At 73.1% G+C, this 24,476-nt stretch carries 26 protein-coding genes; 12 read left to right on the top strand and 14 right to left on the bottom strand.

What is annotated here, in order from left to right:
* Window positions 1-14: 14 nt before the first annotated feature.
* Window positions 15-944, top strand: coding sequence for a GTPase Era (gene era, locus ACWDRR_RS06945; protein ID WP_329487573.1), 930 nt, complete (start codon window positions 15-17; stop codon window positions 942-944).
* A gap of 196 nt (window positions 945-1,140) precedes the next feature.
* Complete coding sequence (locus ACWDRR_RS06940; RefSeq protein WP_449771133.1) at window positions 1,141-1,854, top strand: alpha/beta fold hydrolase; 714 nt, start codon at window positions 1,141-1,143, stop codon at window positions 1,852-1,854.
* A gap of 141 nt (window positions 1,855-1,995) precedes the next feature.
* Here the strand turns inward: ACWDRR_RS06940 and ACWDRR_RS06935 are convergent, their stop codons facing one another.
* Together ACWDRR_RS06935 and ACWDRR_RS06930 are read right to left on the bottom strand one after the other, a co-directional pair.
* A complete protein-coding gene (locus tag ACWDRR_RS06935) occupies window positions 1,996-2,262 on the bottom strand; it encodes a protealysin inhibitor emfourin (protein ID WP_329487572.1) in 267 nt (88 codons plus the stop codon).
* Between the two features lie 114 nt (window positions 2,263-2,376).
* On the bottom strand, window positions 2,377-3,396 hold the full coding sequence (locus tag ACWDRR_RS06930; RefSeq protein ID WP_449771132.1) for a M4 family metallopeptidase: 1,020 nt from the start codon (window positions 3,394-3,396) through the stop codon (window positions 2,377-2,379).
* 332 nt (window positions 3,397-3,728) lie between these two features.
* Between ACWDRR_RS06930 and leuA the strand changes: the two genes are divergently transcribed.
* The 4 genes from leuA (at window position 3,729) to ACWDRR_RS06910 (ending at window position 8,428) form a co-directional block, all read left to right on the top strand.
* Window positions 3,729-5,525: a 2-isopropylmalate synthase gene (gene leuA / locus ACWDRR_RS06925; RefSeq protein WP_449771131.1), complete on the top strand. Its 1,797-nt coding sequence runs from the start codon at window positions 3,729-3,731 to the stop codon at window positions 5,523-5,525.
* 249 nt (window positions 5,526-5,774) lie between these two features.
* Entirely contained in the window at window positions 5,775-6,467 is a 693-nt protein-coding gene (locus tag ACWDRR_RS06920) for a TerB family tellurite resistance protein (RefSeq protein WP_449771130.1), read from the top strand.
* Window positions 6,468-6,828: 361 nt separating this feature from the next.
* Window positions 6,829-7,575, top strand: coding sequence for a DNA repair protein RecO (gene recO / locus ACWDRR_RS06915; protein ID WP_449771129.1), 747 nt, complete (start codon window positions 6,829-6,831; stop codon window positions 7,573-7,575).
* Window positions 7,576-7,579: 4 nt separating this feature from the next.
* Window positions 7,580-8,428, top strand: coding sequence for an isoprenyl transferase (locus ACWDRR_RS06910; protein ID WP_449771128.1), 849 nt, complete (start codon window positions 7,580-7,582; stop codon window positions 8,426-8,428).
* An 82-nt stretch (window positions 8,429-8,510) separates the two neighbouring features.
* On the opposite strand, the gene ACWDRR_RS06905 is transcribed toward ACWDRR_RS06910, so the two are convergent.
* The 4 genes from ACWDRR_RS06905 to ACWDRR_RS06890 are packed head-to-tail and all read right to left on the bottom strand — an operon-like array spanning window position 8,511 to window position 11,633.
* Window positions 8,511-8,921 carry a Fur family transcriptional regulator gene (locus ACWDRR_RS06905; RefSeq protein WP_360210140.1) on the bottom strand — a complete coding sequence of 137 codons (411 nt, stop codon included), beginning with the start codon at window positions 8,919-8,921 and terminating at the stop codon, window positions 8,511-8,513.
* A 35-nt stretch (window positions 8,922-8,956) separates the two neighbouring features.
* Window positions 8,957-9,880, bottom strand: coding sequence for a metal ABC transporter permease (locus ACWDRR_RS06900; protein WP_449771127.1), 924 nt, complete (start codon window positions 9,878-9,880; stop codon window positions 8,957-8,959).
* Window positions 9,877-10,641 carry a metal ABC transporter ATP-binding protein gene (locus tag ACWDRR_RS06895; protein WP_449771126.1) on the bottom strand — a complete coding sequence of 255 codons (765 nt, stop codon included), beginning with the start codon at window positions 10,639-10,641 and terminating at the stop codon, window positions 9,877-9,879. Before ACWDRR_RS06895 ends, ACWDRR_RS06900 begins: the two co-directional genes overlap by 4 nt.
* Before the next feature lie 17 nt (window positions 10,642-10,658).
* Complete coding sequence (locus ACWDRR_RS06890) at window positions 10,659-11,633, bottom strand: metal ABC transporter substrate-binding protein (RefSeq protein WP_449771125.1); 975 nt, start codon at window positions 11,631-11,633, stop codon at window positions 10,659-10,661.
* Window positions 11,634-11,823: 190 nt separating this feature from the next.
* Between ACWDRR_RS06890 and ACWDRR_RS06885 the strand changes: the two genes are divergently transcribed.
* Window positions 11,824-13,206, top strand: a complete 1,383-nt coding sequence (locus tag ACWDRR_RS06885) for a glycine--tRNA ligase (protein ID WP_387888070.1) — start codon at window positions 11,824-11,826, stop codon at window positions 13,204-13,206.
* An 86-nt stretch (window positions 13,207-13,292) separates the two neighbouring features.
* On the opposite strand, the gene ACWDRR_RS06880 is transcribed toward ACWDRR_RS06885, so the two are convergent.
* From ACWDRR_RS06880 to ACWDRR_RS06865, 4 genes are all read right to left on the bottom strand, one after another.
* Window positions 13,293-14,573: a hypothetical protein gene (locus ACWDRR_RS06880; RefSeq protein WP_449771124.1), complete on the bottom strand. Its 1,281-nt coding sequence runs from the start codon at window positions 14,571-14,573 to the stop codon at window positions 13,293-13,295.
* A 250-nt stretch (window positions 14,574-14,823) separates the two neighbouring features.
* Window positions 14,824-15,402, bottom strand: a complete 579-nt coding sequence (locus ACWDRR_RS06875) for an NADAR family protein (protein WP_449771123.1) — start codon at window positions 15,400-15,402, stop codon at window positions 14,824-14,826.
* 843 nt (window positions 15,403-16,245) lie between these two features.
* Window positions 16,246-17,613, bottom strand: a complete 1,368-nt coding sequence (locus ACWDRR_RS06870; RefSeq protein WP_449771122.1) for an ALF repeat-containing protein — start codon at window positions 17,611-17,613, stop codon at window positions 16,246-16,248.
* A 421-nt stretch (window positions 17,614-18,034) separates the two neighbouring features.
* Entirely contained in the window at window positions 18,035-19,378 is a 1,344-nt protein-coding gene (locus ACWDRR_RS06865; protein WP_449771121.1) for a hypothetical protein, read from the bottom strand.
* Window positions 19,379-19,556: 178 nt separating this feature from the next.
* Here ACWDRR_RS06865 and ACWDRR_RS06860 point away from each other — a divergent pair, with 178 nt between their 5' ends.
* Both ACWDRR_RS06860 and ACWDRR_RS06855 read left to right on the top strand, forming a co-directional pair.
* Window positions 19,557-20,048 (top strand): ATP-binding protein, encoded by a 492-nt coding sequence (locus ACWDRR_RS06860; RefSeq protein WP_449771120.1) that lies wholly within the window; start codon window positions 19,557-19,559, stop codon window positions 20,046-20,048.
* Window positions 20,049-20,238: 190 nt separating this feature from the next.
* Window positions 20,239-21,102, top strand: coding sequence for an alpha/beta fold hydrolase (locus tag ACWDRR_RS06855; protein WP_449771119.1), 864 nt, complete (start codon window positions 20,239-20,241; stop codon window positions 21,100-21,102).
* Between the two features lie 56 nt (window positions 21,103-21,158).
* On the opposite strand, the gene ACWDRR_RS06850 is transcribed toward ACWDRR_RS06855, so the two are convergent.
* Entirely contained in the window at window positions 21,159-21,545 is a 387-nt protein-coding gene (locus ACWDRR_RS06850; protein ID WP_449771118.1) for a VOC family protein, read from the bottom strand.
* A gap of 166 nt (window positions 21,546-21,711) precedes the next feature.
* On the opposite strand from ACWDRR_RS06850, the gene ACWDRR_RS06845 reads away from it, so the two are divergent.
* From ACWDRR_RS06845 to ACWDRR_RS06835, 3 genes are read left to right on the top strand one after another with little or no spacing between them, the layout of a single operon-like run.
* Window positions 21,712-21,849, top strand: coding sequence for a hypothetical protein (locus ACWDRR_RS06845; protein ID WP_449771117.1), 138 nt, complete (start codon window positions 21,712-21,714; stop codon window positions 21,847-21,849).
* Entirely contained in the window at window positions 21,842-22,399 is a 558-nt protein-coding gene (locus ACWDRR_RS06840; protein ID WP_449771116.1) for an RNA polymerase sigma factor, read from the top strand. The genes ACWDRR_RS06845 and ACWDRR_RS06840 overlap by 8 nt, the downstream gene beginning before the upstream one ends.
* Window positions 22,392-22,661, top strand: a complete 270-nt coding sequence (locus ACWDRR_RS06835; RefSeq protein ID WP_449771115.1) for a hypothetical protein — start codon at window positions 22,392-22,394, stop codon at window positions 22,659-22,661. The genes ACWDRR_RS06840 and ACWDRR_RS06835 overlap by 8 nt, the downstream gene beginning before the upstream one ends.
* 71 nt (window positions 22,662-22,732) lie before the next feature.
* Here the strand turns inward: ACWDRR_RS06835 and ACWDRR_RS06830 are convergent, their stop codons facing one another.
* From ACWDRR_RS06830 to ACWDRR_RS06820, 3 genes are all read right to left on the bottom strand, one after another.
* Window positions 22,733-23,287 (bottom strand): flavoprotein, encoded by a 555-nt coding sequence (locus tag ACWDRR_RS06830; RefSeq protein ID WP_449771114.1) that lies wholly within the window; start codon window positions 23,285-23,287, stop codon window positions 22,733-22,735.
* Window positions 23,288-23,433: 146 nt separating this feature from the next.
* Entirely contained in the window at window positions 23,434-23,838 is a 405-nt protein-coding gene (locus tag ACWDRR_RS06825; RefSeq protein WP_449771113.1) for a hypothetical protein, read from the bottom strand.
* The gene (locus ACWDRR_RS06820) at window positions 23,835-24,380 is read right to left on the bottom strand and encodes a hypothetical protein (protein ID WP_449771112.1); all 546 of its coding nucleotides are present in this window, start codon (window positions 24,378-24,380) and stop codon (window positions 23,835-23,837) included. Before ACWDRR_RS06820 ends, ACWDRR_RS06825 begins: the two co-directional genes overlap by 4 nt.
* Window positions 24,381-24,476 lie beyond the last annotated feature (96 nt).

The raw sequence follows: 24,476 nt of genomic DNA, 5'->3' as shown, positions 1-24,476 counted from the left end.
GGAGAATGGGGCCCATGAGTGCCCCTTCCTCCTCGTACCGCTCCGGCTTCGCGTGCTTCGTCGGCCGGCCCAACGCGGGCAAGTCGACCCTGACCAACGCCCTGGTGGGGACGAAGGTCGCGATCACCTCCGACCGTCCGCAGACCACCCGGCACACCGTGCGCGGCATCGTGCACCGCCCGGACGCCCAGCTCGTGCTGGTCGACACCCCCGGTCTGCACAAGCCGCGCACCCTGCTCGGCGAGCGTCTGAACGACCTGGTCCGCTCCACCTGGGCCGAGGTCGACGTGATCGGCTTCTGCCTGCCCGCCGACCAGAAGCTCGGCCCCGGCGACAAGTTCATCGCCAAGGAACTCGCCGACATCAAGAAGACCCCCAAGGTGGCCATCGTCACCAAGACCGACCTGGTCGACTCCAAGCGGCTGGCCGAGCAGCTGATCGCCGTCCACCAGCTCGGCGCCGAGCTGGGCATCGAGTGGGCCGAGATCATCCCGGTCTCGGCGGTCGGCGACAAGCAGGTCGAGCTGGTCGCCGAGCTGATCACCAAGCTGCTCCCGGAGGGCATGCCGCTCTACCCGGACGGCGACCTCACCGACGAGCCCGAGGTGATCATGGTCGCCGAGCTGATCCGGGAGGCCGCCCTGGAGGGCGTCCGGGACGAGCTGCCGCACTCGCTGGCCGTGGTGGTCGAGGAGATGATCCCGCGCGAGGACCGCCCGGCGGACCGCCCGCTGCTGGACATCCACGCGAACGTCTACATCGAGCGGCAGAGCCAGAAGGCCATCGTGATCGGGGCCAAGGGCGCGCGGCTGAAGCACGTCGGCACCACCGCCCGCAAGCACATCGAGGCGCTGCTGGGCACGCCGGTCTACCTGGACCTGCACGTCAAGGTGGCCAAGGACTGGCAGCGCGACCCGAAGCAGCTGCGCAAGCTGGGCTTCTGAGCCCGCCCGCACCGAGCGGGGCCCGTCCGGACGACCGCGTCCGGGCGGGCCCCGCGTCGTGTTCCGCGGCGGTGCGCGGGCGGGTGCCCTGGCCGTGCGCCCGGTCCGCGGTGTTCGCTGGGGCGGTACCCGGACGGCCGCGCGGCGCAGTGCCGCCGGCCGGGGGCCCGGACGGTCGAGCAGAGAGGTTTCCGCGATGCAGCTGAACACCCACGAGTGGGGCTCCGGCGACAGGACCGCCCTGTTGGTGCACGGGATCATGTCCGACCACCGCACCTGGCGCAGGGTCGGCCCGGCCCTCGCCGAGCGCGGCTACCGGGTGATCGCCGTCGATCTGCGCGGCCACGGCGCGAGCCCGCGCGGCGAGGGCGCCACCGTGACGGAGCGCTACGGCCCCGAGCAGTACGCCCAGGACCTGGTCGACACCCTGCCGGTCGGCGCCGACCTCGCCATCGGCCACTCGCTCGGCGGGCTGACGCTGCTGGGCGCGGTCGAACGGCTGAAGCCCGCCCGGGTGGTCTACTCGGACCCGGCCTGGCGGTTCGCCCAGCCGGACACCTTCGACCCGGCCGTCTTCACCCGCTTCAAGCGGGCCACCCGGGAGCAGATCACCGCGATCAGCCCGCGCTGGGAGGAGGCCGACGTGGAGATCGAGCTGGCCACCCTCGCGCTCTGGGACGCCGACAGCGCGCTCGCCCTCTCCGGGTACCGGACGACGGCCGGTCTGCCCGGCGCGCCGGCCGTCCCCTCGCTCGTCCAGCTCGCCGACCGGAGCACCCTGATCGGCCCGCAGGACGCCGAGCGGCTGCGCGCCACCGGCTACGAGGTGCGGACCGTGGCCGGCGCCGGCCACACCATCCACCGGGACGACCTCCCGGGCTTCCTGGCCTCGCTGGACGGCTGGATCTGAGCGGCCGGATCCGGACAGCGGGACCCGAACGGCTCGATCCGGGCGGCCTGATCCGGCCACCGGCGGCGCGCTGCCGGGTGGAAGCCGGGTGGAAGCCGCGTGGGGGCCGCGTGCGGGTCGCGTGCCGCTGCCGCGCGGGGGCTACGCGCCCTCGCGCAGCACCAGCGAGACCAGCTCCCGCTGCGACTCGGTGAGTTTCGGGTCGGCGCAGTGCACCGTCCGGCCGTCGACGGTGATCTCGTAGTGGAAGCCGTCCGGGACCCCGTACGAGGGCGCCCGCAGCCCGCCCGCGACGGCCTCGCGGGCGAGCGCGTGCACGTGCGGGGCGTCCGTCCGCGCGGTGGTGTCGAGCTCCGCGCGGCGGACGTTCCCCGCGAGGCCGCCGGTCCGGGTCACCTGGATACGCATGGTGTCCATGGTGCTACGCAGGGATGGCGTTTGCCGGGCTTTTCCAGGACCTTGACCTTATGGGTTCTTAAACCGTATGCGTGCTCAAGTCGGGCTCGGCCGCGGCCGGTCGGTTCAGGCCGTGCTGACACCCACCGTCGCCCAGGCCGCCGTCACGGTGTCGGCCACCGCGGGCTCCGGGTAGCGGGCCGCGGCGGCCGCGACGGTGGCCCGGGCGAAGGCGGTGAAGTCGGCGGTGGCGGGCAGCCGCCGGCCGGTCAGCGCGTCGTACCAGATCTGCCCGGCCCGCTCCCAGGCCGGGCCGCCCAGTGCGGTGGCGAGCAGGTAGAAGGCGTGGTTGGGGATGCCGGAGTTGATGTGCACGCCGCCGTTGTCCTGGGCGGTGCGCACGTAGTCGCGCAGGTGCGCCGGTTGCGGGTCCTTGCCGAGCTGCGGGTCGTCGTACGCGGTGCCGGGCGCCTTCATCGAGCGCAGCGCCACCCCCTGCACGCCCGGGGCGAGCAGACCGGCGCCGATCAGCCAGTCCGCGTCGCCGGCGTCCTGGCGCAGCGCGTACTGCTTGACGAGCGAGCCGAACACGTCGGAGACGGACTCGTTGAGCGCGCCCGACTGGTTGCGGTACTCCAGGCCGGCGGTGAACTGGGTGACGCCGTGGGTGAGTTCGTGACCGATCACGTCGATGCAGGCGGTGAAGTCGCCGAACACCTCGCCGTCGCCGTCTCCGAAGACCATCCGGTGGCCGTCCCAGAAGGCGTTGTCGTAGCTGCGGCCGTAGTGCACGGTGGCGTCCAGGCGCAGGCCCTGGTCGTCGATCGAGCGGCGGCCGTAGGCGTCGGCGAACAGCGCGAAGGTGGCGCCGAGGCCGTCGTAGGCGTGGTTGACGGACTGGTCGGGGACGGGCCCCTGGTCCTCCCGGCGCACGGTGCGGCCGGGCAGCCGCTCGGTGTGTCCGGCGTCGCAGACCACCCGCTCCAGGCGGGTGGCACCGGGCTGCGCCGGGACGGCGGTGAGGCGGGCCGTGCGGTGCACGGCGTCCAGGGCGAGGGAGCGGGCGGCGGGCTCGTGACCGTCCTCGGCGAGGCGGTCCAGGACGTACGGCGGAACGATCGCGCAGCGCGGCAGTTCGGCGGTCATGTGGCCAAGAGTGAGGCATTCGTGACGTGTTGTCACCGGCGCGGACGGAATCGGGCGCCGTCTCAAGGGGTGGAATGTCCGCCCGGCTCACTTCGGGGGCGCCCGACCCTGGGTTACGCTGGTGAACATCATGCGCAATTGGCTGCTCCTTCTTAGCTGCCGCGTCGAGGGCCTGTAGTCCACCAGGGCCGGCTCCCTCGCCGCGGGGACTGTGCTGTGCGCGTAGGAATTCGGGCGACCCGACGACGGGTCGCGAGCGGCAGCAGGCCGGCCAGTCGGGTGTCCTCCTCACCCCGACACGCCCCGCATACAGGAAGCCGAGAGTCACCTCCATGACCGAGCAGAGCTCCGCCGCGTCCATCCCCGCCGGTCGCGCGTTCGTCGACCGCCCCACCCCGATCACCGCCGCGAGCGTGCGCCAGCAGGGTGCGGGCATGCGCCACGGCCGCTACCTGCCCTTCGGCACCGTCGACCTGCCGGACCGCAGCTGGCCGTCGAAGGTGATCACCAAGGCGCCGCGCTGGCTGTCCACCGACCTGCGGGACGGCAACCAGGCACTGATCGACCCGATGTCCCCGGCTCGCAAGCGCAAGATGTTCGACCTGCTGGTCGGGATGGGCTACAAGGAGATCGAGGTCGGGTTCCCCTCCTCCGGCGCCACCGACCACGCCTTCGTGCGGTCGCTGATCGAGGAGGGGGCGATCCCGGAGGACGTCACCATCTCGGTGCTGACCCAGGCCCGCGAGGAGCTGATCGAGAAGACCGTCGAGTCGCTGGTCGGCGCACCGCGGGCGACCGTCCACCTGTACAACGCGACCGCGCCGCTGTTCCGCCGGGTGGTGTTCCGCAACGACCGGGCGGCCACCAAGGCGATCGCCACCGACGGCACCCGGCTGGTGATGGAGTACGCGGAGAAGCTGCTGGGCGACGACACCGTCTTCGGCTACCAGTACTCGCCGGAGATCTTCGTCGACACCGAGCTGGACTTCGCGCTGGAGGTCTGCGAGGCGGTGATGGACGTCTGGCAGCCGGGCGAGGGCCGCGAGATCATCCTGAACCTGCCGGCCACCATCGAGCGGGCCACCCCGAACGTCCAGGCCGACCAGTTCGAGTGGATGTCGCGCAACCTGTCCCGCCGCGAGTACGTCTGCCTGTCGGTGCACCCGCACAACGACCGCGGCACCGCCGTCGCCTCCGCCGAGCTGGCCTACATGGCCGGCGCCGACCGCATCGAGGGCTGCCTGTTCGGCCAGGGCGAGCGGACCGGCAACGTCGACCTGGTGACCCTGGGCATGAACCTGTTCTCGCAGGGGATCGACCCGCAGATCGACTTCTCCGACATCGACGAGGTGCGCCGCACCGCCGAGTACTGCAACCAGATGGAGGTGCACCCGCGCCACCCGTACGCCGGCGACCTGGTGTACACCTCCTTCTCGGGCTCGCACCAGGACGCGATCAAGAAGGGCTTCGACGCCCTGGAGGCCGACGCCAAGGCGGCCGGCGTACCGGTGGAGGAGCACACCTGGGGCGTGCCGTACCTGCCGATCGACCCGAAGGACGTCGGCCGCACCTACGAGGCGGTCATCCGGGTCAACAGCCAGTCCGGCAAGGGCGGCGTCGCGTACGTCCTGAAGAACGACCACAAGCTGGACCTGCCGCGCCGGATGCAGATCGAGTTCTCCCGGATCATCCAGGCCAAGACCGACGCCGAGGGCGGCGAGGTCACCCCGGCGGCGATCTGGGCGGTCTTCCAGGACGAGTACCTGCCGACCACCGACAACCCGTGGGGCCGGATCGCGCTGAGCGGCTCGCGCAGCCTGACCACCGAGGACGGCCGGGACGCGCTGACCGCCCACGCCCTGGTCGAGGGCGTGCCCGTCACCCTGGAGGGCACCGGCAACGGCCCGGTCTCGGCCTTCGCCGACGCGCTGGCCCGGATCGGGGTGGACGTCCGGGTGCTGGACTACGCCGAGCACGCGCTGAGCGAGGGCGGCGACGCCCAGGCCGCCGCGTACGTCGAGTGCGCCGTGGACGGCAAGGTGCTGTGGGGCGTGGGCATCGACGGCAACACCGTGCTGGCCTCGCTGAAGGCGATGATCAGCGCCGTCAACCGGGCGCAGCGCGGGTAGTTCGTACGAGTGATAGTCGACGGGCCGTCCTGCGGGGCGGCCCGTCGTCGTTCCGGGCGGCCCGGTGGGGCCGCTGTGTCCTGCGCCACATTCTTTCGGGTCGGAAGCCGTTCGAGGTACTGACACGTGCCGGTAACCATGGCAACATCGACCCACCGGAAAACCGGGTCGGTGGGACGGCCTCGGGCTCCGGTCGCGTGACCTGCCCATTGTTGTGCAGGCCGCCTGCCATGTCTGGGGAGTGGCGCCGTGACAGGGTTGTGGGGTGTTCGCCCGAAGTGGCGGACTGATGTTCTCGGTGACTTCTTCTGTCCGGGCTGTGGCGGGGACCGCAACTACCGCCGGCAACACGGCCGGCGGTGGCTGCGGCTGCTGGGAGCGGCGGTACTGCCGCTCGGCCCGGTCGTCCGGAGCGTGCAGTGCACCACCTGCCACGGCCGCTACGGGGTGGAGAGCCTGGACCAGCCCACCTGCGTGCGGCTGGGCGGGATGCTGCGGGACGCCCAGTACACCGTCGCCCTCGCGCTGTTGGCGGCCGGCGGCACGGCGCACCGGGCGGCTCGCGAGGCGGCCTGCGCGGCCGTCCGGGAGGCCGGCTTCGACGACTGCGGCGAGGCCCAGGTGCTCGCCGCGCTGGCCGCGCTCTCCGGGCTCGGCGGCGAACTCCACGACGCCCACGACCTGGAGGCACCCTCCGGTCAGGGGCTGGGGGAGGCCGGCTCGCTGGCGGTGGAGCTGCACGCGGTGCTCGAACCGCTCGCCCCGCACCTGGCCCACCACGGCCGGGAGCGGCTGCTGCTGCAGGGCGCGGCGATCGCGCTGGCCGACGGGCGCTACCTGCCCCAGGAGCGTGAGGCGCTGGCCGCCGTGGGGCGCTGTCTGGACCTGCCGCAGGCGAGGGTCGGCGCGCTGCTGGAGGCGGCCACCCGCGCTTCGTACTAGAGCTTCGTCACCGGATCCTCGTCACCGCTCCTCGTCACCGGTCCCCCTTGCTCGGCCCCTCGTCACCCGATTCCTCGCTCGACCCCTTCGTCACTCGGCCTTCGTACCGGAGCCTCGTACGCGGCCACCCCTCCCCGGGACCCCCACAAACCGGGCCCGACCTGCCCCCCCGCCCCCCGACGGGGAGGCGCCCCCACCCCGGGCCCGCCGTGACCCGCACCGATCGGGCCTCCCCCACGGCCCCGGTGCGGGCCACACGGCTGCCGGTCGGGGTCGGCGGTAGGGGACAATGGTAGGATGTCCACACTGTTCGACGCCGGCTGCGAGGCTTCCGCATGAGCGAGCGCAGCGAGGTGGGCGCATGAGCTTGTTCCGGGACGACGGCGTGGTGCTCCGGGCGCAGAAGCTCGGCGAGGCCGACCGGATCATCACCCTGCTCACCCGCCAGCACGGCAAGGTGCGCGCGGTGGCCCGCGGGGTGCGCAAGACCAAGTCCAAGTTCGGCGCCCGGCTGGAGCCGTTCTCGCACGTGGACGTGCAGTTCTTCAGCCGGGGGAGCGACCTGGTGGGGCGCGGGCTGCCGCTCTGCACCCAGGTGGAGACGATCGCCCCGTACGGCGGATCGATCGTCACCGACTACGGCCGCTACACCGCAGGGACGGCCATGCTGGAGACGGCGGAGCGGTTCGCCGAGAACGAGGGCGAGCCGGCCGTCCAGCAGTACCTGCTGCTGGTCGGCGGCCTGCGGACGCTGGCCGCCGGGCTGCACGAGTCCCACCTGGTGATGGACGCCTTCCTGCTCCGCTCGCTGGCCGTCAACGGCTACGGCGCGAGCTTCACCGACTGCGCCAAGTGCGGGCTGGAGGGCCCCAACCGGTTCTTCTCGCTCCAGGCGGGCGGTGTGCTCTGCGGAGACTGCCGAGTCCCCGGTTGTGCCGTACCCTCCCCTGAGACACTGGTACTGCTCGGGGCGCTGCTGTCAGGGGACTGGCGGACGGCCGACACCTGCGAGCCGAGGTACTGGCGGGAGGGCAGCGGCCTGGTCGCGGCCTATCTGCAGTGGCACCTGGAGCGGGGCATCCGCTCGATGAGATACGTGGAGAAGTGAGCACATGGCAGCGCGACGGCTCTTCGGCGGTGGCAAGCAAAGGGAGTACCTCCCCCCGACCCCGCACCCCAGCGGCGCACAGCCCCCGAAGATCCCCGGCGAGCTGGTCCCCAACCACGTCGCGATCGTGATGGACGGGAACGGGCGCTGGGCGAAGGAGCGCGGGCTGCCGCGCACCGAGGGGCACAAGGTCGGCGAGGCCGTGGTGCTGGACGTCCTCAAGGGCGCGATCGAGCTCGGTGTGAAGAACATCTCGCTGTACGCGTTCTCCACCGAGAACTGGAAGCGCTCGCCCGACGAGGTGAAGTTCCTGATGAACTTCAACCGGGACGTCATCCACCGCCGCCGCGACGAGATGGACGAGATGGGCGTGCGGGTCCGCTGGGCCGGCCGGATGCCCAAGCTGTGGAAGAGCGTCGTCCAGGAGCTCAAGGTCGCCGAGGAGCAGACCAGGGAGAACGACGCCGTGACGCTCTACATGTGCGTCAACTACGGCGGCCGGGCGGAGATCGCGGACGCCACGGCGGCCATCGCGGCCGATGTCGCGGCGGGCCGGCTCGACCCGAAGAAGGTCAACGAGAAGACCATCGCCAAGTACCTCTACCACCCGGACATGCCGGACGTGGACCTCTTCCTGCGCCCGAGCGGCGAGCAGCGGACGTCCAACTTCCTGCTCTGGCAGTCGGCGTACGCCGAGTTCGTGTTCCAGGACGTGCTCTGGCCGGACTTCGACCGCCGGGACCTCTGGCGGGCCTGCGAGCAGTACGCGCGGCGCGACCGCCGCTTCGGCGGGGCGATCCCCAACGAGGTCGCCGCCGGCGAGGCCGCCGCCGAGGTTCCCGCGCAGCGCTGAGGCGCCGCCGCAGCGGGCTTGTGCCGGGATCGTGCCGAAGGGCCCGTGGGAAACCTCCCACGGGCCCTTCGGCACGGCCGGATCAGACCTTCTTGGCACACTCCGCGCAGGTCCCGAAGATCTCCAGGGTGTGCGCGATGTCGCTGAACCCGTGCTCGGCGGCGACCGAGTTGGCCCAGCGCTCGACGGCCGGCCCCTCCACCTCGACGGTGGCACCGCAGTGCCGGCAGACCAGGTGGTGGTGGTGTCCGCTGCTGCAGCGGCGGTAGACGGCCTCGCCGTCGGCGGTGCGCAGCACGTCCACCTCGCCCGCGTCGGCGAGCGACTGCAGGGTGCGGTAGACCGTGGTCAGACCCACCGAGTCGCCGCGGTGCTTGAGCATGTCGTGGAGCTCCTGCGCGCTGCGGAAGTCCTCGATCTCGTCCAGGGCCGCCGAGACGGCGGCTCGCTGCCGGGTCGAGCGGGCGCGCGGCGACGGGCCTGCGGTGGTCACCGTGGGTCCTCCTGGGGGTGTGGGCATCTCGCACCTCATTGTGCCAGCCCCGCCCTCCGGTCCGGAGTGGTCGCGTCGGACGGGCTCTGCGCGGGCAGTTGGACGTCGCACACCGCGGGGCCCGGATCGGCCTTCGCCGTCCGGTGCCGGCGGCGGGCCAGCGGTGCGGCGATCGCGCTGAACACCGCGAACACCGCGATGGCGAGCAGCACGATGGCCGGCCCGGAAGGGACGTCGAGCTGGTAGGAGCCGGTGACGCCGGCCAGCGAGACCACCACGCCGAGGGCGATCGAGGCCGCCTGGGTGGCGGCGAAGGAGCGGGTGAGCTGCTGGGCGGCCACCACCGGGACCACCATCAGCGCGCTGACCAGCAGCAGTCCGACCACCCGCATGGCGACGGTGACGGTGATCGCGGCCATCACCGCGAGCAGCAGGTTGAGGAAGCGCACCGGCAGGCCGGTGACCCGGGCGAAGTCCTCGTCCTGGCAGATCGCGAAGAGCTGGCGGCGCAGGCCCACGGTGACGCCGATGACGACGGCCCCGAGGATGCCGATGGTGACGAGGTCGGCGGGGGCGACGGTCAGGATGGAGCCCCAGAGGTAGCTCTCCAGGCTGCCGGCGCCGGCCTGGGCGGACTTCGAGACCAGCAGCTTGCCGCAGGCCATGCCGCCGTAGAACAGCATCGCGAGGGCGATGTCGCCGCGCTGGTTGCCGCGCGAGCGGACCAGCTCCATGGTGACGGCGCCGAGCACGCAGACCAGGACGGCCATCCAGACCGGGCTGGTGTTGAAGATGAAGCCGAGGCCGACGCCGGTCATCGCGACGTGGCCCATGCCGTCGCCCAGCAGCGCCTGGCGCCGCTGCACCAGGTAGATCCCGACGGCGGGCGCGGTGAAGCCGACCAGGACGGCGGCGAGCAGGGCGCGCTGCATGAAGTCGTAGGAGAGCATCTCGGTCATGCGAGCAGCCTCGGCGGGGTGTGGTCGGCGTGCGGGTGGACGTGGTCGTGGCCGGGCAGGGCGTGCAGACCGGTGTTGGGGACGGGCGGGCCGTCGTGCGCGACGCAGCCGTCGCGCAGCACCACGGCGCGGTCGATCAGCGGCTCCAGCGGCCCGAGTTCGTGCAGCACCAGGAGCACGGCCGCGCCGCGCCCGACCTCGGCGCGCAGGGTGTCGGCGAGCACCTGCTGGCTGGCGGCGTCCACCCCGGCCATCGGCTCGTCCATGATCAGCAGGTCGGGGGTGCCGACCAGCGCGCGGGCGATCAGCACCCGCTGCTGCTGGCCGCCGGAGAGGTCGGCGACGCCGTCCCCGGCCCGGTCCAGCATGCCGACGGCGATCAGCGCGCGGTCCACCGCGTCCCGGTCCCGGCGGCGGAACGGCAGGAGCCGGTGCTGCGGCAGCCGCCCGGTGGAGACCACCTCGCGCACGGTGGCCGGGACGCCGGAGGCGGCGGTGGTGCGCTGCGGTACGTAGCCGATCCGGTGCCAGGCGCGGAACTTGGCGAACGGGATGCCGAACAGCTCCAGGCCGCCGTGCTCCAGCGCGACGGCGCCGGTCACGGCCTTGACGGTGGTGGACTTGCCGGAGCCGTTGGCGCCGAGCAGCGCGACCACCTCGCCGGGCTGCACCGTGAGGTCGACGCCGCGCAGCACCGGCCGGCCGCCGCGCGAGGCGACGGCGTCGTACAGGCGGACGGCCGGGGGTATCGGGTGGGTCATGGCGTGCTGTCGTCCCGTCAGCTGGTGGTGGCGGCGGAGGTCGTGCCGAGCGCGGCCCGCAGGTTGGCGAGGTTCTGCTTCATCACCGTCAGGTAGGTGTCCTTGGCCGGGTCCTTGACGCCCTCCAGCGGGTCCAGGACCGCGGTCTTGAGGCCGAGGTCCTTGGCGACGGTCTCGGCGAGCTTGGGGCTGACCAGGGTCTCGAAGAAGATCGTGGTGACGCCGTTGTCCTTGGCGGCCTTCTGGACGTCGGCCAGCCGGGCCGGGGTGGGCTCGGACTCCGGGTCGACGCCGTTGATGGCGACCTGGGTGAGGCCGTAGTGCTCGGCCAGGTAGCCGAAGGCGGCGTGGCTGGTGACGAAGGTCCTGCTCTTGGCGTCCTTCAGGCCGTCCCGGAACTCCTGGTCCAGGGCGGTGAGCGTGCCGACCAGCTCGTCGGTGTTCTTCTGGTAGTCGGCCGCGTGGGCCGGGTCGGCCTTGGCGAACTCGGCGCCGACGCTCTTGGCGACCGCGGCGTAGCGGGTCGGGTCGAGCCAGATGTGCGGGTCGCCGGGGGCCCCGTCGTGCTGGTGGCCGTCGCCCTCGGCGTGGCCCTCCTCGCCCTCGCCGAGGTGGTGGTCGACCAGCGGGCTGGCGGCGGTGGCGTCGACGACGTGCTTCGCGCCGGAGTCGGCGACCGCCTTGTCCACGGTGGGCTGGAGGCCCTTGAGGTAGAGCAGGGCGTCGGCCTTCTTGACGCTCGCGACCTGCTTGGCGGTGAGGTCCAGGTCGTGCGGCTCGGTGCCGGCCGGGGTCAGGGTGGTGACCTTGACGTGCTCGCCGCCGATCTGCGTGGCGAGGAACTCCATCGGATAGAACGAGGCGACGACGCCCAGCTTGCCGTCCGTGCCCTTGGCGCTGCTGTCCCCGCCGCAGGCGGTGAGGAGGAGCGTGCCGGAGAGGGCGGTCGCGGTCAAGGCAAGGACGGTGCGGGTAGGTCGTCGGATCATCATGACAACCATTCTCAGGTTAGATGGAAATGATTGTCAAATCACTCGGACGGGTGAGCGGTGCATGGTGATGGGTGGGTGGGGGAGGGCGATACCGATTTGAACCTCGTACCCGTATGGCCGGTAACCTGAGGTATTCGGGTACGCGCAACCAGCCGTGCCCTGACCGTGCCGTCGTACTGAAGAGAGCACTGTGGCCGCCGACAAGATCGACACGATCGTCAGCCTGAGCAAGCGCCGTGGCTTCGTCTACCCCTGCAGCGAGATCTACGGCGGCACTCGTGCCGCCTGGGACTACGGGCCGCTGGGTGTCGAGCTGAAGGAGAACATCAAGCGCCAGTGGTGGCGCGCGATGGTCCAGGCCCGTGAGGACGTCGTCGGGCTCGATTCGTCGGTGATCCTGGCCCGCGAGGTCTGGGAGGCCTCCGGTCACGTCGCCACCTTCAACGACCCGCTGACCGAGTGCCTCTCCTGCCACAAGCGCCACCGGGCCGACCACCTGGAGGAGAAGTACGAGGCCAAGCACGGCTTCCCGCCGCCGAACGGCCTCAAGGACATCAACTGCCCCGACTGCGGTACCAAGGGCTCCTTCACCGAGCCCCGGGAGTTCTCGGGCATGCTGAAGACCCACCTCGGCGTCACCGAGGAGGCCGGTGGCCTGGCGTACCTGCGCCCGGAGACGGCGCAGGGCATCTTCACCAACTTCAAGGCCGTCCAGACGACCTCGCGCAAGAAGCCGCCGTTCGGCATCGCCCAGACCGGCAAGAGCTTCCGCAACGAGATCACCCCCGGCAACTTCATCTTCCGCACCCGCGAGTTCGAGCAGATGGAGATGGAGTTCTTCGTCAAGCCGGGCGAGGACGAGCAGTGGCACGACTACTGGCTCCAGCAGCGCTGGGACTGGTACGTCGACCTCGGCCTGCGGACCGAGAACATGCGCTTCTTCGAGCACCCGAAGGAGAAGCTCTCCCACTACGCCAAGCGCACGGTGGACATCGAGTACCGCTTCAACTTCGGTGGCCAGGAGTTCTCCGAGCTGGAGGGCGTCGCCAACCGCACCGACTACGACCTGACGGTGCACAGCGAGGCCTCCGGCCAGGACCTCAAGTACTTCGACCAGGAGTCCGGCGAGCGGTACTTCCCGTACGTCATCGAGCCGGCGGCGGGCCTCAACCGCGCGATGCTGGCCTTCCTGATCGACGCCTACTTCGAGGACGAGGCGCCCAACGCCAAGGGCGTCCTGGAGAAGCGCGTCGGCATGCGGCTCGACCCGCGCCTGGCCCCGGTCAAGGTCGCGGTGCTGCCGCTGTCGCGCAACGCCGACCTGTCGCCGAAGGCCCGCGGCCTGGCCGCCGACCTGCGCACCGCGTGGAACGTCGAGTTCGACGACGCGGGCGCGATCGGCAAGCGCTACCGCCGCCAGGACGAGATCGGCACGCCGTTCTGCGTCACCGTCGACTTCGACACCCTCGAGGACAACGCGGTGACCGTGCGCGAGCGCGACACCATGTCGCAGGAGCGCGTCTCGCTCGACCAGGTGAAGTCGTACCTGGCGGCGCGGCTGATCGGCTGCTGACGTCCGGCAGTTGTTCCCGGGGAGCCCCCGTCCGCCTTCCGGCGGGCGGGGGCTCCCTGCGTCTCGGGTGGTGCCCGGTCCCGCGCCTACCGGCGGCCCCAGCGGGAGCGGGGTGCGGCGGCCGGGGTGGTGGGCAGGCCGGCGCTGCGCAGCGCGGCGAGGGTGGTGCGGTGGCGGCCCTCGTCCTCCACGAGGGCGGCCAGCAGCCCGTCGTACAGGGCGCGCTGCTCCCGGCTCGTCCGGTCCGCGGCGAGCGCGGTGGCGAGCCGGACCAGTTCGGCCGGCGGACGCAGCGCCGCGAGCTCGCGCAGCAGGACGGCGGACAGCGGCGCGGGCAGGGTGGTGGCCAGTTCCGTGAGGTCGGCGGTGGGCCGGCCGGCGGCCTGGCGCAGCAGCGTCCGGGCGTCGTCGGAGCGGCCGGCCTGCTCCAGCCCGGCGGCGAGGGCGGCCAGCTCGGCGGTGGGCGCGGAGCCCCACTCCCAGAGCAGGGTGGCGCTGTCCGCGTGCTGGCCGGTGCGCTCCAGGGCCGCCAGCAGGGCCGGCAGCGCGTCCGCCGGGTAGGCCCAGAGGGCGTGGAACAGCTCGGCGGCCTCCTGCGCCAGGCCGGCCTGGCGCAGCTCGGCGAGGGTGCTGGCGGCCTGCGCCGGGGTGCCGGCCGCGGCGCCGCGGGCCAGCTGGACGGAGGCGTCGGGCGGACCGCTGCGGGCGAGCAGACCGGCGAGCCGGGCGGTGTCGAGCGGGAGCAGCAGGGCGGCGGCCTGGCCCAGCAGGGCGGTGATCTCCTGGGCGGCGCCCTGGCGGTGCAGGGTGGTGATCCGCCCGGCGAGGGCGGTGAGTTCGGCGGGGGAGCGGCGCCGGGGCGGCTCCGGTGCGGGCTGGGGCGGCGGGGGCGCGGAGGCCGCCGGGGGCCGCGCGGCTTCGGCGGCCTCCTCGGGGCGGGTGCGCGGGGCTCCGAACCGCGCTCCGGTGGCGGGTGGTGGTGGGGGAGCTTGATGCACCGAAGGGGCGTGCGTCTCCTCGTACGCGCCCCCGAAGCGGGCGCCGGTGGGCTGCCGGGGTATCGGACTGCGCTGCGCCGGCTGCCGCAGGCGGTCCTCCAGCGCCGTCAGCTGCTCGCTCAGCTCCAGGCAGCGCGTGCCGAGCCCCTCGCGCAGCGTCCGCGCCTGGGCCAGCTGCCGCAGCAGCTCCGCGTCCGGCCGCTGCCGCTCCGGCACCGCCCGCACCGCCTCGGCGAGCCGCCGTTCGCGCTGGTTGGCGTACTGCCGGGCTCGCAGTAATTCGTCCAGCTCGGCACGGAGATCGAGCGCGTCCTGTTCGCTCTCGCCGGTGTGCTGAGCCGTGGGTTGTTCCGTGTGCCGTATCCGCATGATCGCCGCACCCTGTCCATCTCGACCCTGACTGCGGGCCATCCTGGTGTCGGTATACGGCGAGAGCGTTACGGCAGTGCGTCGAAATGTTTGCGAGTGCGGTCCAGGAGCACATGGACGGCGACCGATCCCGGCCCGGGCGCTCTGCCGCGCCCGGGTCGGACCTCGCGCCGCAGCACCCTCGGCGCGAGGGCGAGGGCGGCGCCCGTGGACGCCACCACCGTGGCGTCCAGGGCGGGGGCGATCGTGCTCACTGCGCCAGCCGGGTGCGGGCCTCCATCAGGGCGAACCCGAGGAGGTTCTCCCCGCGCCAGTCGGCCGGTCGTGCCGCCCGCTCGTCGTCGGCGGCGAGGCCGATGCCCCAGAGCCGGTCCACCGGGCTGGCCTCGACCAGGACGCGCCGCCGGGTGCCGAGGAGGTAGTCGCGCAGGGCCTCGTGCTGTCCGAACTTGGCGACGTTGCCCGTCACCACCAGCTCGAAGCGCCCCGCCGCCCAGGTGGGTTCGTCGAAGCCCTTGACCTGGCGCCCCAGCTTCTTGGCCTCGGCCGGGGTCCGGGCGGCGAGGATGCGCGGCACGATCGCCTCGTCCCCGAAGATCCGGGCCTTGCCGGCCATCATCCAGTGCTCGGCGGTCGTGTAGGTGACGCCGTCCACGGTGAACGCGGACGGCCACCACTGGCTCAGCGCACCCGGTCCGACCGACCCGTCCTGCTGCGGCTGGTGACCCCAGAACATCAGCCACTTCGGCTCGGCGCCGGAGGCGACGGCGGCCACCAGCTCGGCCCGGTTGCGAGTGTCGAGGGGGTTCCCCGTGTACGTGCTGCTCATATCGTCATTCTGACGCAAAGGGGCCGGTGGTGACCAGCGATTTGATCGAAGGGGGTGGGCCGGGGGCCACTTCTGCTCGATGGCGGGCAGGAGTTGACCGGTTCAGGTGCACCTGGTGGTCTCGTCGCCCGCCGGACGGTGCGTGTACTACGTTCCGGAATCACAACATCGCACAGAGGCATGGTCGACCCCGGCGGTGCTACCAACACCCCGGGGCCCGGCAACGGGAGCCGGACTCCCGATGCGCATTCGTCGTAGCGCCCAGGCGGGCAACTTCACCGTGCTGCCCGACGGCACGCTCCAGGGCCGTCGGCTCAGCTACACCGCCCGAGGCCTGCTCGCCGACCTGCTCTCCCGCCCCGAACCGCGCCTGCGCCTCGGCGAGGCCGAGGCGTCGGGGCTCGCGCCGCTGGTCGCCCGGTGGTTGGAGCGCGGTACTACGGTCGACGACCTCGCCCATGCGCTGCTGCCCGGCCTGCCGACACCCCTGCACTCCCCGCTGGGCGTGCTGCGCAGCTGCCTGGAACGCGAGATGCCGCCCGAGCGCGCACCGGGGGCCGTGGCGGCGGCCGGCTGCGCCGAGTGTGCCAAGTGCCATGACCCGGTGCCCGAACCGGGCGTCTGCCGCGCCTGTGCCGGCCTCGGGCACCGACCGGTCGCGGTCGGCGCCGGCGCGGCCGACATCCGCGCCGGTGTCACGCGCGCCCGCGCGGCCCTGCGCGGCGGCAGGGCGGGGCTGCACCTGGGTGGTGCGGTGGTGGCGGGGTGGTCGACCCGGGCCGGCCACCGCACGCAGAGGTGCCCCGGCCGGAGGGCCGGGGCACCTGGGCGAGCGGGCTGCGATCAGCTGTCGGCGGCGTGGCGGCGGCGCGAGACCGCCACCAGCGCGGCACCGGCGGCGACGGCTGCGGCGGCGCCGCCGGCCTCCCAACCGAGGCCCTCGTCCGCGCCGGTGGCGGCGAGCTGGCCGGAGGTCGGGGCCGCGATGCCGGTGGTGGTGGTGACCCGCGCGGGAGCCACGGCCGGGGCCGGGTTGGCGTTGCTGCTCACGGCGCCGGCGGTCTGGGCGACCTGGGCGATCTGGACGACCTGGGTGCCCTGCCCGGTCGACTGGCCCTGTCCGGCACCGGTGTTCTGGGCCTGGTTCGGCTGCTCGACCGGCTGGGTCGGCGTGGCGGCGGCCGCCGCGTTGGCCTCGTCCTCGGCGCGGGCCGTGTACTGGCCCTCCTTGAGGAACGCCAGGACGTCCGCGTAGCTGCCGTCGAGCGCCGCGCCGGCGGCCTTCTTGACGGCGGGTCCGCCGGTCTCCAGGAGCTGCGAGACCTTCACCCGGTTGTCGCTCTCGCGCAGCTTGGGCAGGGCGACCTCGAGGAAGTGCCGCAGGTCGGCGGGCGTGCCGTCGAGGGCCTTCTGGGCCGCCGCGAAGACGCGCGGGCTGACCTCCTTGTCGGCGATGACGATCAGGATCGCGACCCGGTCGTCCTCGGCGCGGGCCGTGTACTGGCCCTCCTTGAGGAACTTGACGATGTCCGCGTAGGTGCCGTCGAGCGCCGCGCTCGCGGCCTCGCGGACGGCGCGGCCGCCGGTGGAGAGGAGCTTGCTGACCTCGACGCGGTCGTCGTCCTGGCGCTGCTTGGCCAGTTCGACGGTGAGGAAGTGCCGCAGGTCGGCGGCGGTGCCGGCGAGGGCCTTCTCGGCGGCCTCGCGGACGCCGCGGCCGGTCGACTTGTCGGCCAGGATGCGCTCGATCTCGGCGCGGTCGTCGTCCTCGGCGCGGGCCGTGTACTGGCCCTCCTTGAGGAACTTGACGATGTCCGCGTAGGTGCCGTCGAGCGCGGCGCTCGCGGCCTCGCGGACGGCGCGGCCGCCGGTGGAGAGGAGCTTGCTGACCTCGACGCGGTCGTCGTCCTGGCGCTGCTTGGCCAGTTCGACGGTGAGGAAGTGCCGCAGGTCGGCGGCGGTGCCGGCGAGGGCCTTCTCGGCGGCCTCGCGGACGCCGCGGCCGGTCGACTTGTCGGCCAGGATGCGCTCGATCTCGGCGCGGTCCAGCGCTTCCTGGGAGTCGTGGTCCCCCGCGGCGTCGGACGCCGTGTCCGGACCGGACACCCCGGCGGGCGCGGGCTGGTCGGCAGCGGAGGCCATCGACGGGAACAGGACGGTGGGCGCGAGCGCGGCCGCGACGATGACGGCGGACACCTTGGGCAACTTCATCAAGCAGACCTGCTTCTTGAGCGGAGAACCCGGGGAGAGATCGTGAACGCCCTCAGCATAGATCGTCTTGTGTGTTCGTCGTATCAGCATTATTCAGTTGGGTCGCCAGAGGAGAAGAGACGCCGGCACCTCGCAAACGGCGATTCCGGACGTATGAGGACAGTCCTCCCGGGGAGGGCCCTCAAGGGTGCCGGGTCGAGGGTATGACGGTCCGTCGGACGATCCATTTGGTCCGGACGACCGCCACCGGATCCCCCGAGCCGCCGCGCGTCGGCGACCGCTTCGGCCGCTTCGCCGCAACCCCGGCCGGGAAGTCCCAGGCCGAGAAGTCCCGGGCCGGAAAGTCCCGGCCGGAAATACCCGGTCCGGAATACCGCCCCCTACGGCGAGGAGCCGCGAGGCCCTCGGGCCGAGCCGCCCGTCAGGCCGTGGCCTTCCGGAGGGCCACATCGCGCGTGCGCTGCTGGAGTTGGCGGACGACGGGCGTGTCGGGGCGGGTCGGCAGGGTGCTGGAGAGCGCCCGGAAGTGTTCGTCGCCACGGACGGAGCTCAGCGTGACGTAGTCGTCCAGGAAGGTGTCCCACGTCGTGCAGGCGGCCTCCACGTGGCCCAGCTCCATCTGGCGCCGCGCGAGCAGGCCGTTGGCGTGCACCCGGCCCTGCTTCTCGTTGACGGGGCGGGCCCGGTTCGACAGCTGGAGTTCCTTGATCGCCCCGGGGAGGTCGCCGAGTTCGTACAGCACGTGGGAGACGTGGAAGTGGTAGGCGGCCTGGTCGTAGCCCCCGACCGCGTCGTTGCGCCCGTCGGCCAGGGCGAGTGCCGTCTCCGTCTCGTTCAGCCGGGCGAAGGCCTGCCGCCGGTCCTTCACCATGGCCGCGCCGTGGGCCTGCTGGCCGGCGAGGAACGCACGCAGCCGGGGGCCCGACGCGGGCGCGGCCTCGGCGGCCGAGTCCGCCAGTTCCAGCGCCTTCGGCCCGTGGCCGAGGCTGGAGGCCTGGAGGGCCATGCCGCGCAGGGTGCGGCAGTAGGTCACGTGGTCCTGGGCGTCGCGGGCGAGCTTGAGGGCCTCGACGTAGTACTTCTGGCCGAGCCCGTGGGCGGTCTCGTACATGGCCATCCACCCGGTCAGGTAGGTGAGGTCGGCCGCCGCCGAGAGGAGGTCGGCCTTCACCTCGGCGGTGCCGGACGCCTGGAGCCACGGCCCCACGGAGTTGACCAGGAAGGCGGCGGCCATCGGGCGGGCGTGCGCCGCGCCGAGCTCGTCGAGGATGCCGGCGATGCGGTCGGTCATGTTCCGGACGGTCTCGACCTCGCCCTGCCCGACCCGTACGGTCGGGCCCGCCGTCGCCCGGCCGATCCGCTCGGCGCTGTCGTCGAACACCGGCAGGCTCAGCGCGGCGGAGTACAGCCCGGCCGCGAGCACGCTCCGCCGGGACGGATCCATGTCGGCCCGGCCGATCGACATCAGGTCGGCCGGGGCGCGCCGGTCGCCGGCCGGCTCGGGGGAGGCCTCGAAGCCCGTCTCCTCGGGGGTGACCGGCCGCCCGAGGCGGCGCGCGAAGGTCTCCCGCACCACCTCGCGGACTTCGGCTCGCGGCTGGACGCCGGAGAGCCAGTGCGAGACCGACGACTTGTCGTAGGTCAGTCGCAGACCCGCTTCGCTCCCGGTCCGGTTGACCGCACGGGCGAGCCGGTCATTGCCCCAGGAGGTCTCCCGCATGAGCGCGGCCAACGCGGTGTTCGGCGTACGCGGTCGTTGCGCCATCACGATCCCCGTCTCCTTCGTTCAACCGATTCAACCCCCCGACCAGCATGGCTTGTTCTCCTGTCCTGTGTACCCCCGTTGACTGGTTGTCAGCCCAACGGGTGGTCCGGTCCTCGTCCGTACGACCAACCGGGCGGGCGTACCCGACGTGACCCCTGTGGTGGGACGGAGCAGACCGGTGACCAGCAGTCCTCTCGGCAGTGCGAGATTCCCGGTGCCCCTTGCGTGGGACGTGCCGCCCGAGGCGGCCGCGGTGTCCCGGGCGCGGCGGGCGGTCGTGGCGATCCTCCGGGAGTGGGGCGTGCCGCTGTCGGAGGAGGCCCTGGGAGAGGTGGAGTTGTGCGCCGGCGAGGTGATCGCCAACGCGGTGGAGCACACGGGCGGCCGGTGTTCGGTCGGTGTGCGGTGGCGTGACGGGCGGCTGCGGGTCGAGGTCGCGGATGCGTGTGCCCTGCTGGCCCGCTCGGCGCCGGAGGAGGAGTCGACCCGCGGGCGCGGCCTGCTGCTGGTCGAGGCCTTGGCGGGCAGCTGGGGCTGGCACCGGCGGGGCGCGGGCAAGGTGGTCTGGTTCGAGTACGCGGCCGGGGTGGCGGCGGACGGGTCGCCGTCCCCGACGCACGGATGGGGGGCGGCGAGGGACCTGCGGCAGTCCGGGCGGGTGGCCTCGTGAGGCTGCTCCGCCGCCGACCGGAAGGGGCCGTGGGGGCGGCCCGGTGGCCTTCGCGGAAGGCGGTGCCGGACGGGCCGCCGCGGGGTGGTCGACATCTGTATCCTGTGCAGCTGTTCGATCGCGGCCGGCGCGAGATCATCCAGCAAACGCGGCTGTGCGGGTCGAATTGACCGTCAATCAGGGGGAGAGCATGACAACGCAGGTCGCGGCACCAAGATTCTCCGTCGGGTCGGTGCACTCGGCGGACGGCACGGTCATCGGCTACCGCAGCGTGGGGTCGGGCGGCCCCGCGCTGCTCGTCGTGCCCGGGGCGCTGTCGGTGGCCGAGGAGTTCGACGGGGTCGCCGCCGAGCTCGCCCGGCACTTCACCGTGCACACCGTCGAGCGGCGCGGCCGGGGGGCCAGCGGCCCGCAGGGCGCCGGCTACGGCGTCGACGCCGAGTGCGCCGACATCGAGGCGGTGCGGGCCGCGACCGGGGCGCGCCTGGTCTTCGCGCACAGCTTCGGCGCCTTCCTCACCCTGGAATCGGCCCTGCGCGGATCCGCCTTCGACCGGCTCGCCCTCTACGAGCCCGGGGTGTCCATCGACGGCTCCGTCCCGATGGGCTGGGCCCCCGAGGCCGAGCGGCTGCTGGCGGCGGGCAAGGACGCCGAGGCGTTCCTGACCTTCGTCCGCGGGATCAACCCGGAGACCTCCGGCAAGGCGCCGCGCTGGTTGCTGCGGATCATCCTCCGGTTCGTCATGAAGGAGCCGGAGCGCCTGCGCAAGCACGCCCTGCTCGGGGGCACGATCCGCGAGCACGCCGAGGCTGCGCGGCGGGACAACGAGTACCCGGAGTACGCCCGACTCGACGCTCCCGTCCTGCTGATGGCCGGCAAGGACGGGACCACGACGGGGGCGGGCCGCGCGGCCGTCCGTCTCGCCGAGGTCTTCACCACCTCCGAGCTGGTCCGGTTCCCGAAGCTCGACCACTTCGGCTACGAGAAGGACCCGGCGGGCGTCGCCGCCGCCGTGAGCACCTTCCTCCTCGGTACCCGGGGCGCGGCGCAGTAGCGCGTCGGGGCCCGCCGGACCCCAGGGGGCTCCGGCGGGCCCCGGACGGTACGGGCTCAGCGGAGCTGGAGCAGGTCCCAGCGGTTGCCGTACAGATCCTCGAACACCGCCACCGTGCCGTACGGTTCGTGCCTCGGCTCCTCCAGGAAACGGACCCCGGCGGCGGTCATCCGGCGGTGGTCGCCGTCGAAGTCCTCGGTGTTGAGGAACAGTCCGACCCGTCCGCCGGTCTGGTCCCCGATCCGCGCCACCTGCTCCGGCTTCGACGGGCGTGCCAGCAGCAACCCCGTCTCCGTCGACCCGCGCGGCGCCACCACCACCCAGCGGCCGCCGCCCTCGCGCGGTGCGTCCTCGCGCAGCTCGAAGCCGACGGCGTCCACGTAGAAGGAGATCGCCTCGTCGTAGTCCCGTACGAGCACGGTGGTCAGTCCGATATGTGCCATCCCACGATCGTGCCACCTCGCCCCACGGCCGGCTCGCATGACCCGACCCGCAGGCCGGGCCCGGGAGTCCCCATGAGCCCGCCGAGCCCGCCGAGCCCGCCGTACGGCGGAGGAACCGAACGTTCCGGCGGCGGGGCCGAATCCTTCGACCGGGGGAGGGCCTCCTATGAATGAGTCCGACGAACACGTCGGACCGGACTGGGAGGTAGTCGTGATCATCGGTATCGCCGTCGCCGTCGCCGTGGTGCTCCTGTGCACCTGCACCGTGGTCGTGCTGAGGAAGCGGGGCCGGGGCCGTGGCTGAGTCGGCCGCCTGGCCGGGGGAGCAGCTGGTGTTCGCGGCGCAGCGCGGGGACGTCGACTCGCTCGCCGCACTGGTGTCGGGCGCGCACCCGCATGTGCGGCGGTTCGCCCGGTCGTTGTGCGCGACGCCGGAGGATGCCGAGGACGCGGCGCAGGAGGCGCTGATCATCCTGTACCGCAAGATCGGGATGCTGCGGGCGTCCGGTGCGCTGGCGTCGTGGATGTTCCGCATCGTCCGCAACGAGTGCCTGCGCCGGGCGCGGATGCTGCGGCGCGAGCACCCGCCGGTGGGGGACGACACCGCGCTCTCGGCCGAGGACGAGGTGCTGCAACGACTGGAGGCCGGGCGGGTGGCGGCGGCGATCGCCGCGCTCCCGGCCGACCAGCGCCGGGTGCTGGTCATGCGGGACATCCAGGGCCTCAGCGGGCGGACGGTCGCCGACGCGCTGGGTCTGAGCAGCGCCGCGATGAAGTCGCGGCTGCACCGCGCCCGTACGGCGGTCCGCTGCTCGCTGCGTGCCGCGCCGGCTCCGGGAGGCACCGGTGACTGACCGTCCCGACTTCGCGAGCGCCTCCCTGCCCCGGCACCTGGCGCGCGGCGCGCTGGGGTTCGGCGCCCTGATCGGCTCGTTCGCGCTCCTCCCGGCCGCGGGTCCGGCCGCCCTGCTGCTGCTCCCGGTCGGTGTGCTCGCCCTGCGCGGGTGCCCGATGTGCTGGACGATCGGGCTGATCCAGACCGTCTCGCGCGGCCGCCTGAAGCGCTCCTGCACGGCGGACGGCCAGTGCCGGCTGACCGCCGCCGGGCCCGACTGAAGGGCCCGACTGAAGGGGCCGATTGAAGGGGCCCAGCTGAAGGGGCACGCCGGCCGGGCGCCCGGCACCGGCTAGGCGTTCCCCGCAGTCGAGCCGATGACCGGGCGGAGCAGGTCGAGGACGTGGGTCCAGCTGAACGTGTCGTCGTCGCCCCCGCCGGACTTGGGCCGGTGGGGCGTGTGGTCGCTGATCATCACGCCCATCGCACGGAGGCGGGCGAGGCTCTCCGCGTACGCGGGGTGGGCGGCCTGGGCGGCGTTGAGGTACGGCTGGACCGCCACGGGGAGGCCGAGCCCGTACGCCTCGCAGAGGATGCCGAGCGCGAGCGTGTCGGAGATGCCGGCGGCCCACTTGTTGATGGTGTTGAACGTCGCGGGGGCGACCGCGATGGCGTCGGCCGGGGGCAGGGGCTTCGGGGTGCCGGGCGTGCGCCAGGCGGAGCGGATCGGGTAGCCGGTCCGGCGCTCGACGGCTTCGCGATCGATGAAGCCGAGCGCGGTGGGGGTGGCGATCACCCCGACCCGCCAGCCTTCGGCGTGGGCGGCGGTGATCAGCTCGCCCACGCCGTCGGCGATTCCCGAAGCGCAGACGACGATGTAGAGGAACGGCTCGCGGTGCTCGGTCACACCAGCACTCCCAACTTCCGCAGGAACGGCGGAGGCCCGGGGCGACCCTCCGGCGGTCAGTCAACCGTGCGGCGGTCGCGGGGGTCGTGCGTTCCCGTCGTGCGAACGAGCCACAGGTCGCCCCCACCGTCTCACCGCGCCGGACGTCACCCCTGTCCGGCCCCCGCCCGCCGGCCGAGCACCAGGCAGAGGGCGGCCAGCGGCAGTTCGACACAGCCGGCCATCACCAGGGCGGCGAGCAGCGGCAGGCCCGGCCCGGCGGTACCGATGTCGGCCAGGGCGTCGCCCGCGAGCAGCAGCGCCACCACGCAGGCGGCCCGGAGCGCGGCCGGGCTGCGGCGGCGCAGCAGCGCGTCCAGCCCGAGCAGGGCGGTCAGTTCGGCCAGGTCGAGGACGACCCAGGCGGTCTCGTGGCAGGCGGCCAGCACGGCCAGCCAGGGCAGCAGGCCCAGCGCCGCGAGGGCGGGCACCCGGGGGGCCCAGGTGGGCAGTGCCGGGGCCGCCGGCCGTGCGAGCGGGACCGGCCGGGCTCCCAGGAGGGCGGTGCTCATCGTGCGCTCCGACCGAGGCCGCGGACCCGCGCCAGCGGCTGCCGCTCGCGGCCGGCCGGGTGCTCCACCAGGACGCCGTCGAACGGGCCCTGCGCCCAGGCGAGCCAGAACTCCCCGGCCACCGTGACGACGTCGGGCCTCTCGACGACCAGGGCCGGCCGTCCGGCCCGGCGCAGCCGCCCGGCGGTGAACCCCACGACGGGCGCCGGGCCGCCCTGCGGCAGCCGGCCCCAGGCCAGCCCGAACGACCTCCGCGTCCCGGGGTTCGGGCACCGCCGGGCGCCGCGCAGCACCTGCGGCGCGAGCCGGGCCGCGACCACGACGTCCAGCAACTCGTCGTGCTCGTAGACCTCCAGGGCCGCCCGTCCCCGGGAGGCCGGAACGCTCCGCACGGACCACGGCCCGAGCAGCCCGAGCGACCCGGGCAGCCGGGGCTCCGCCACCGCACCGACCGCCGGCGCCCCCGCGCCGGAGGCCTTCCCGTTGCCGGAGGCGGGCCGCCCGAGCGGCGGGGCGGCGTCGTGCGATGGAGTCTTCGTCATGCCCTCAAGACTTCCGCCGGACGGCCCCCGGTGTCGGTAGTGCACCGATCCGAACCGGGGGTGTACCCAGCTGCACCCCCGCTCTCCACTCCCCTT

This window comes from Kitasatospora sp. NPDC003701, assembly GCF_053587085.1.
Note: the sequence above shows the minus strand (reverse complement) of the source record. Positions and strands in the feature narration are given on the sequence as shown.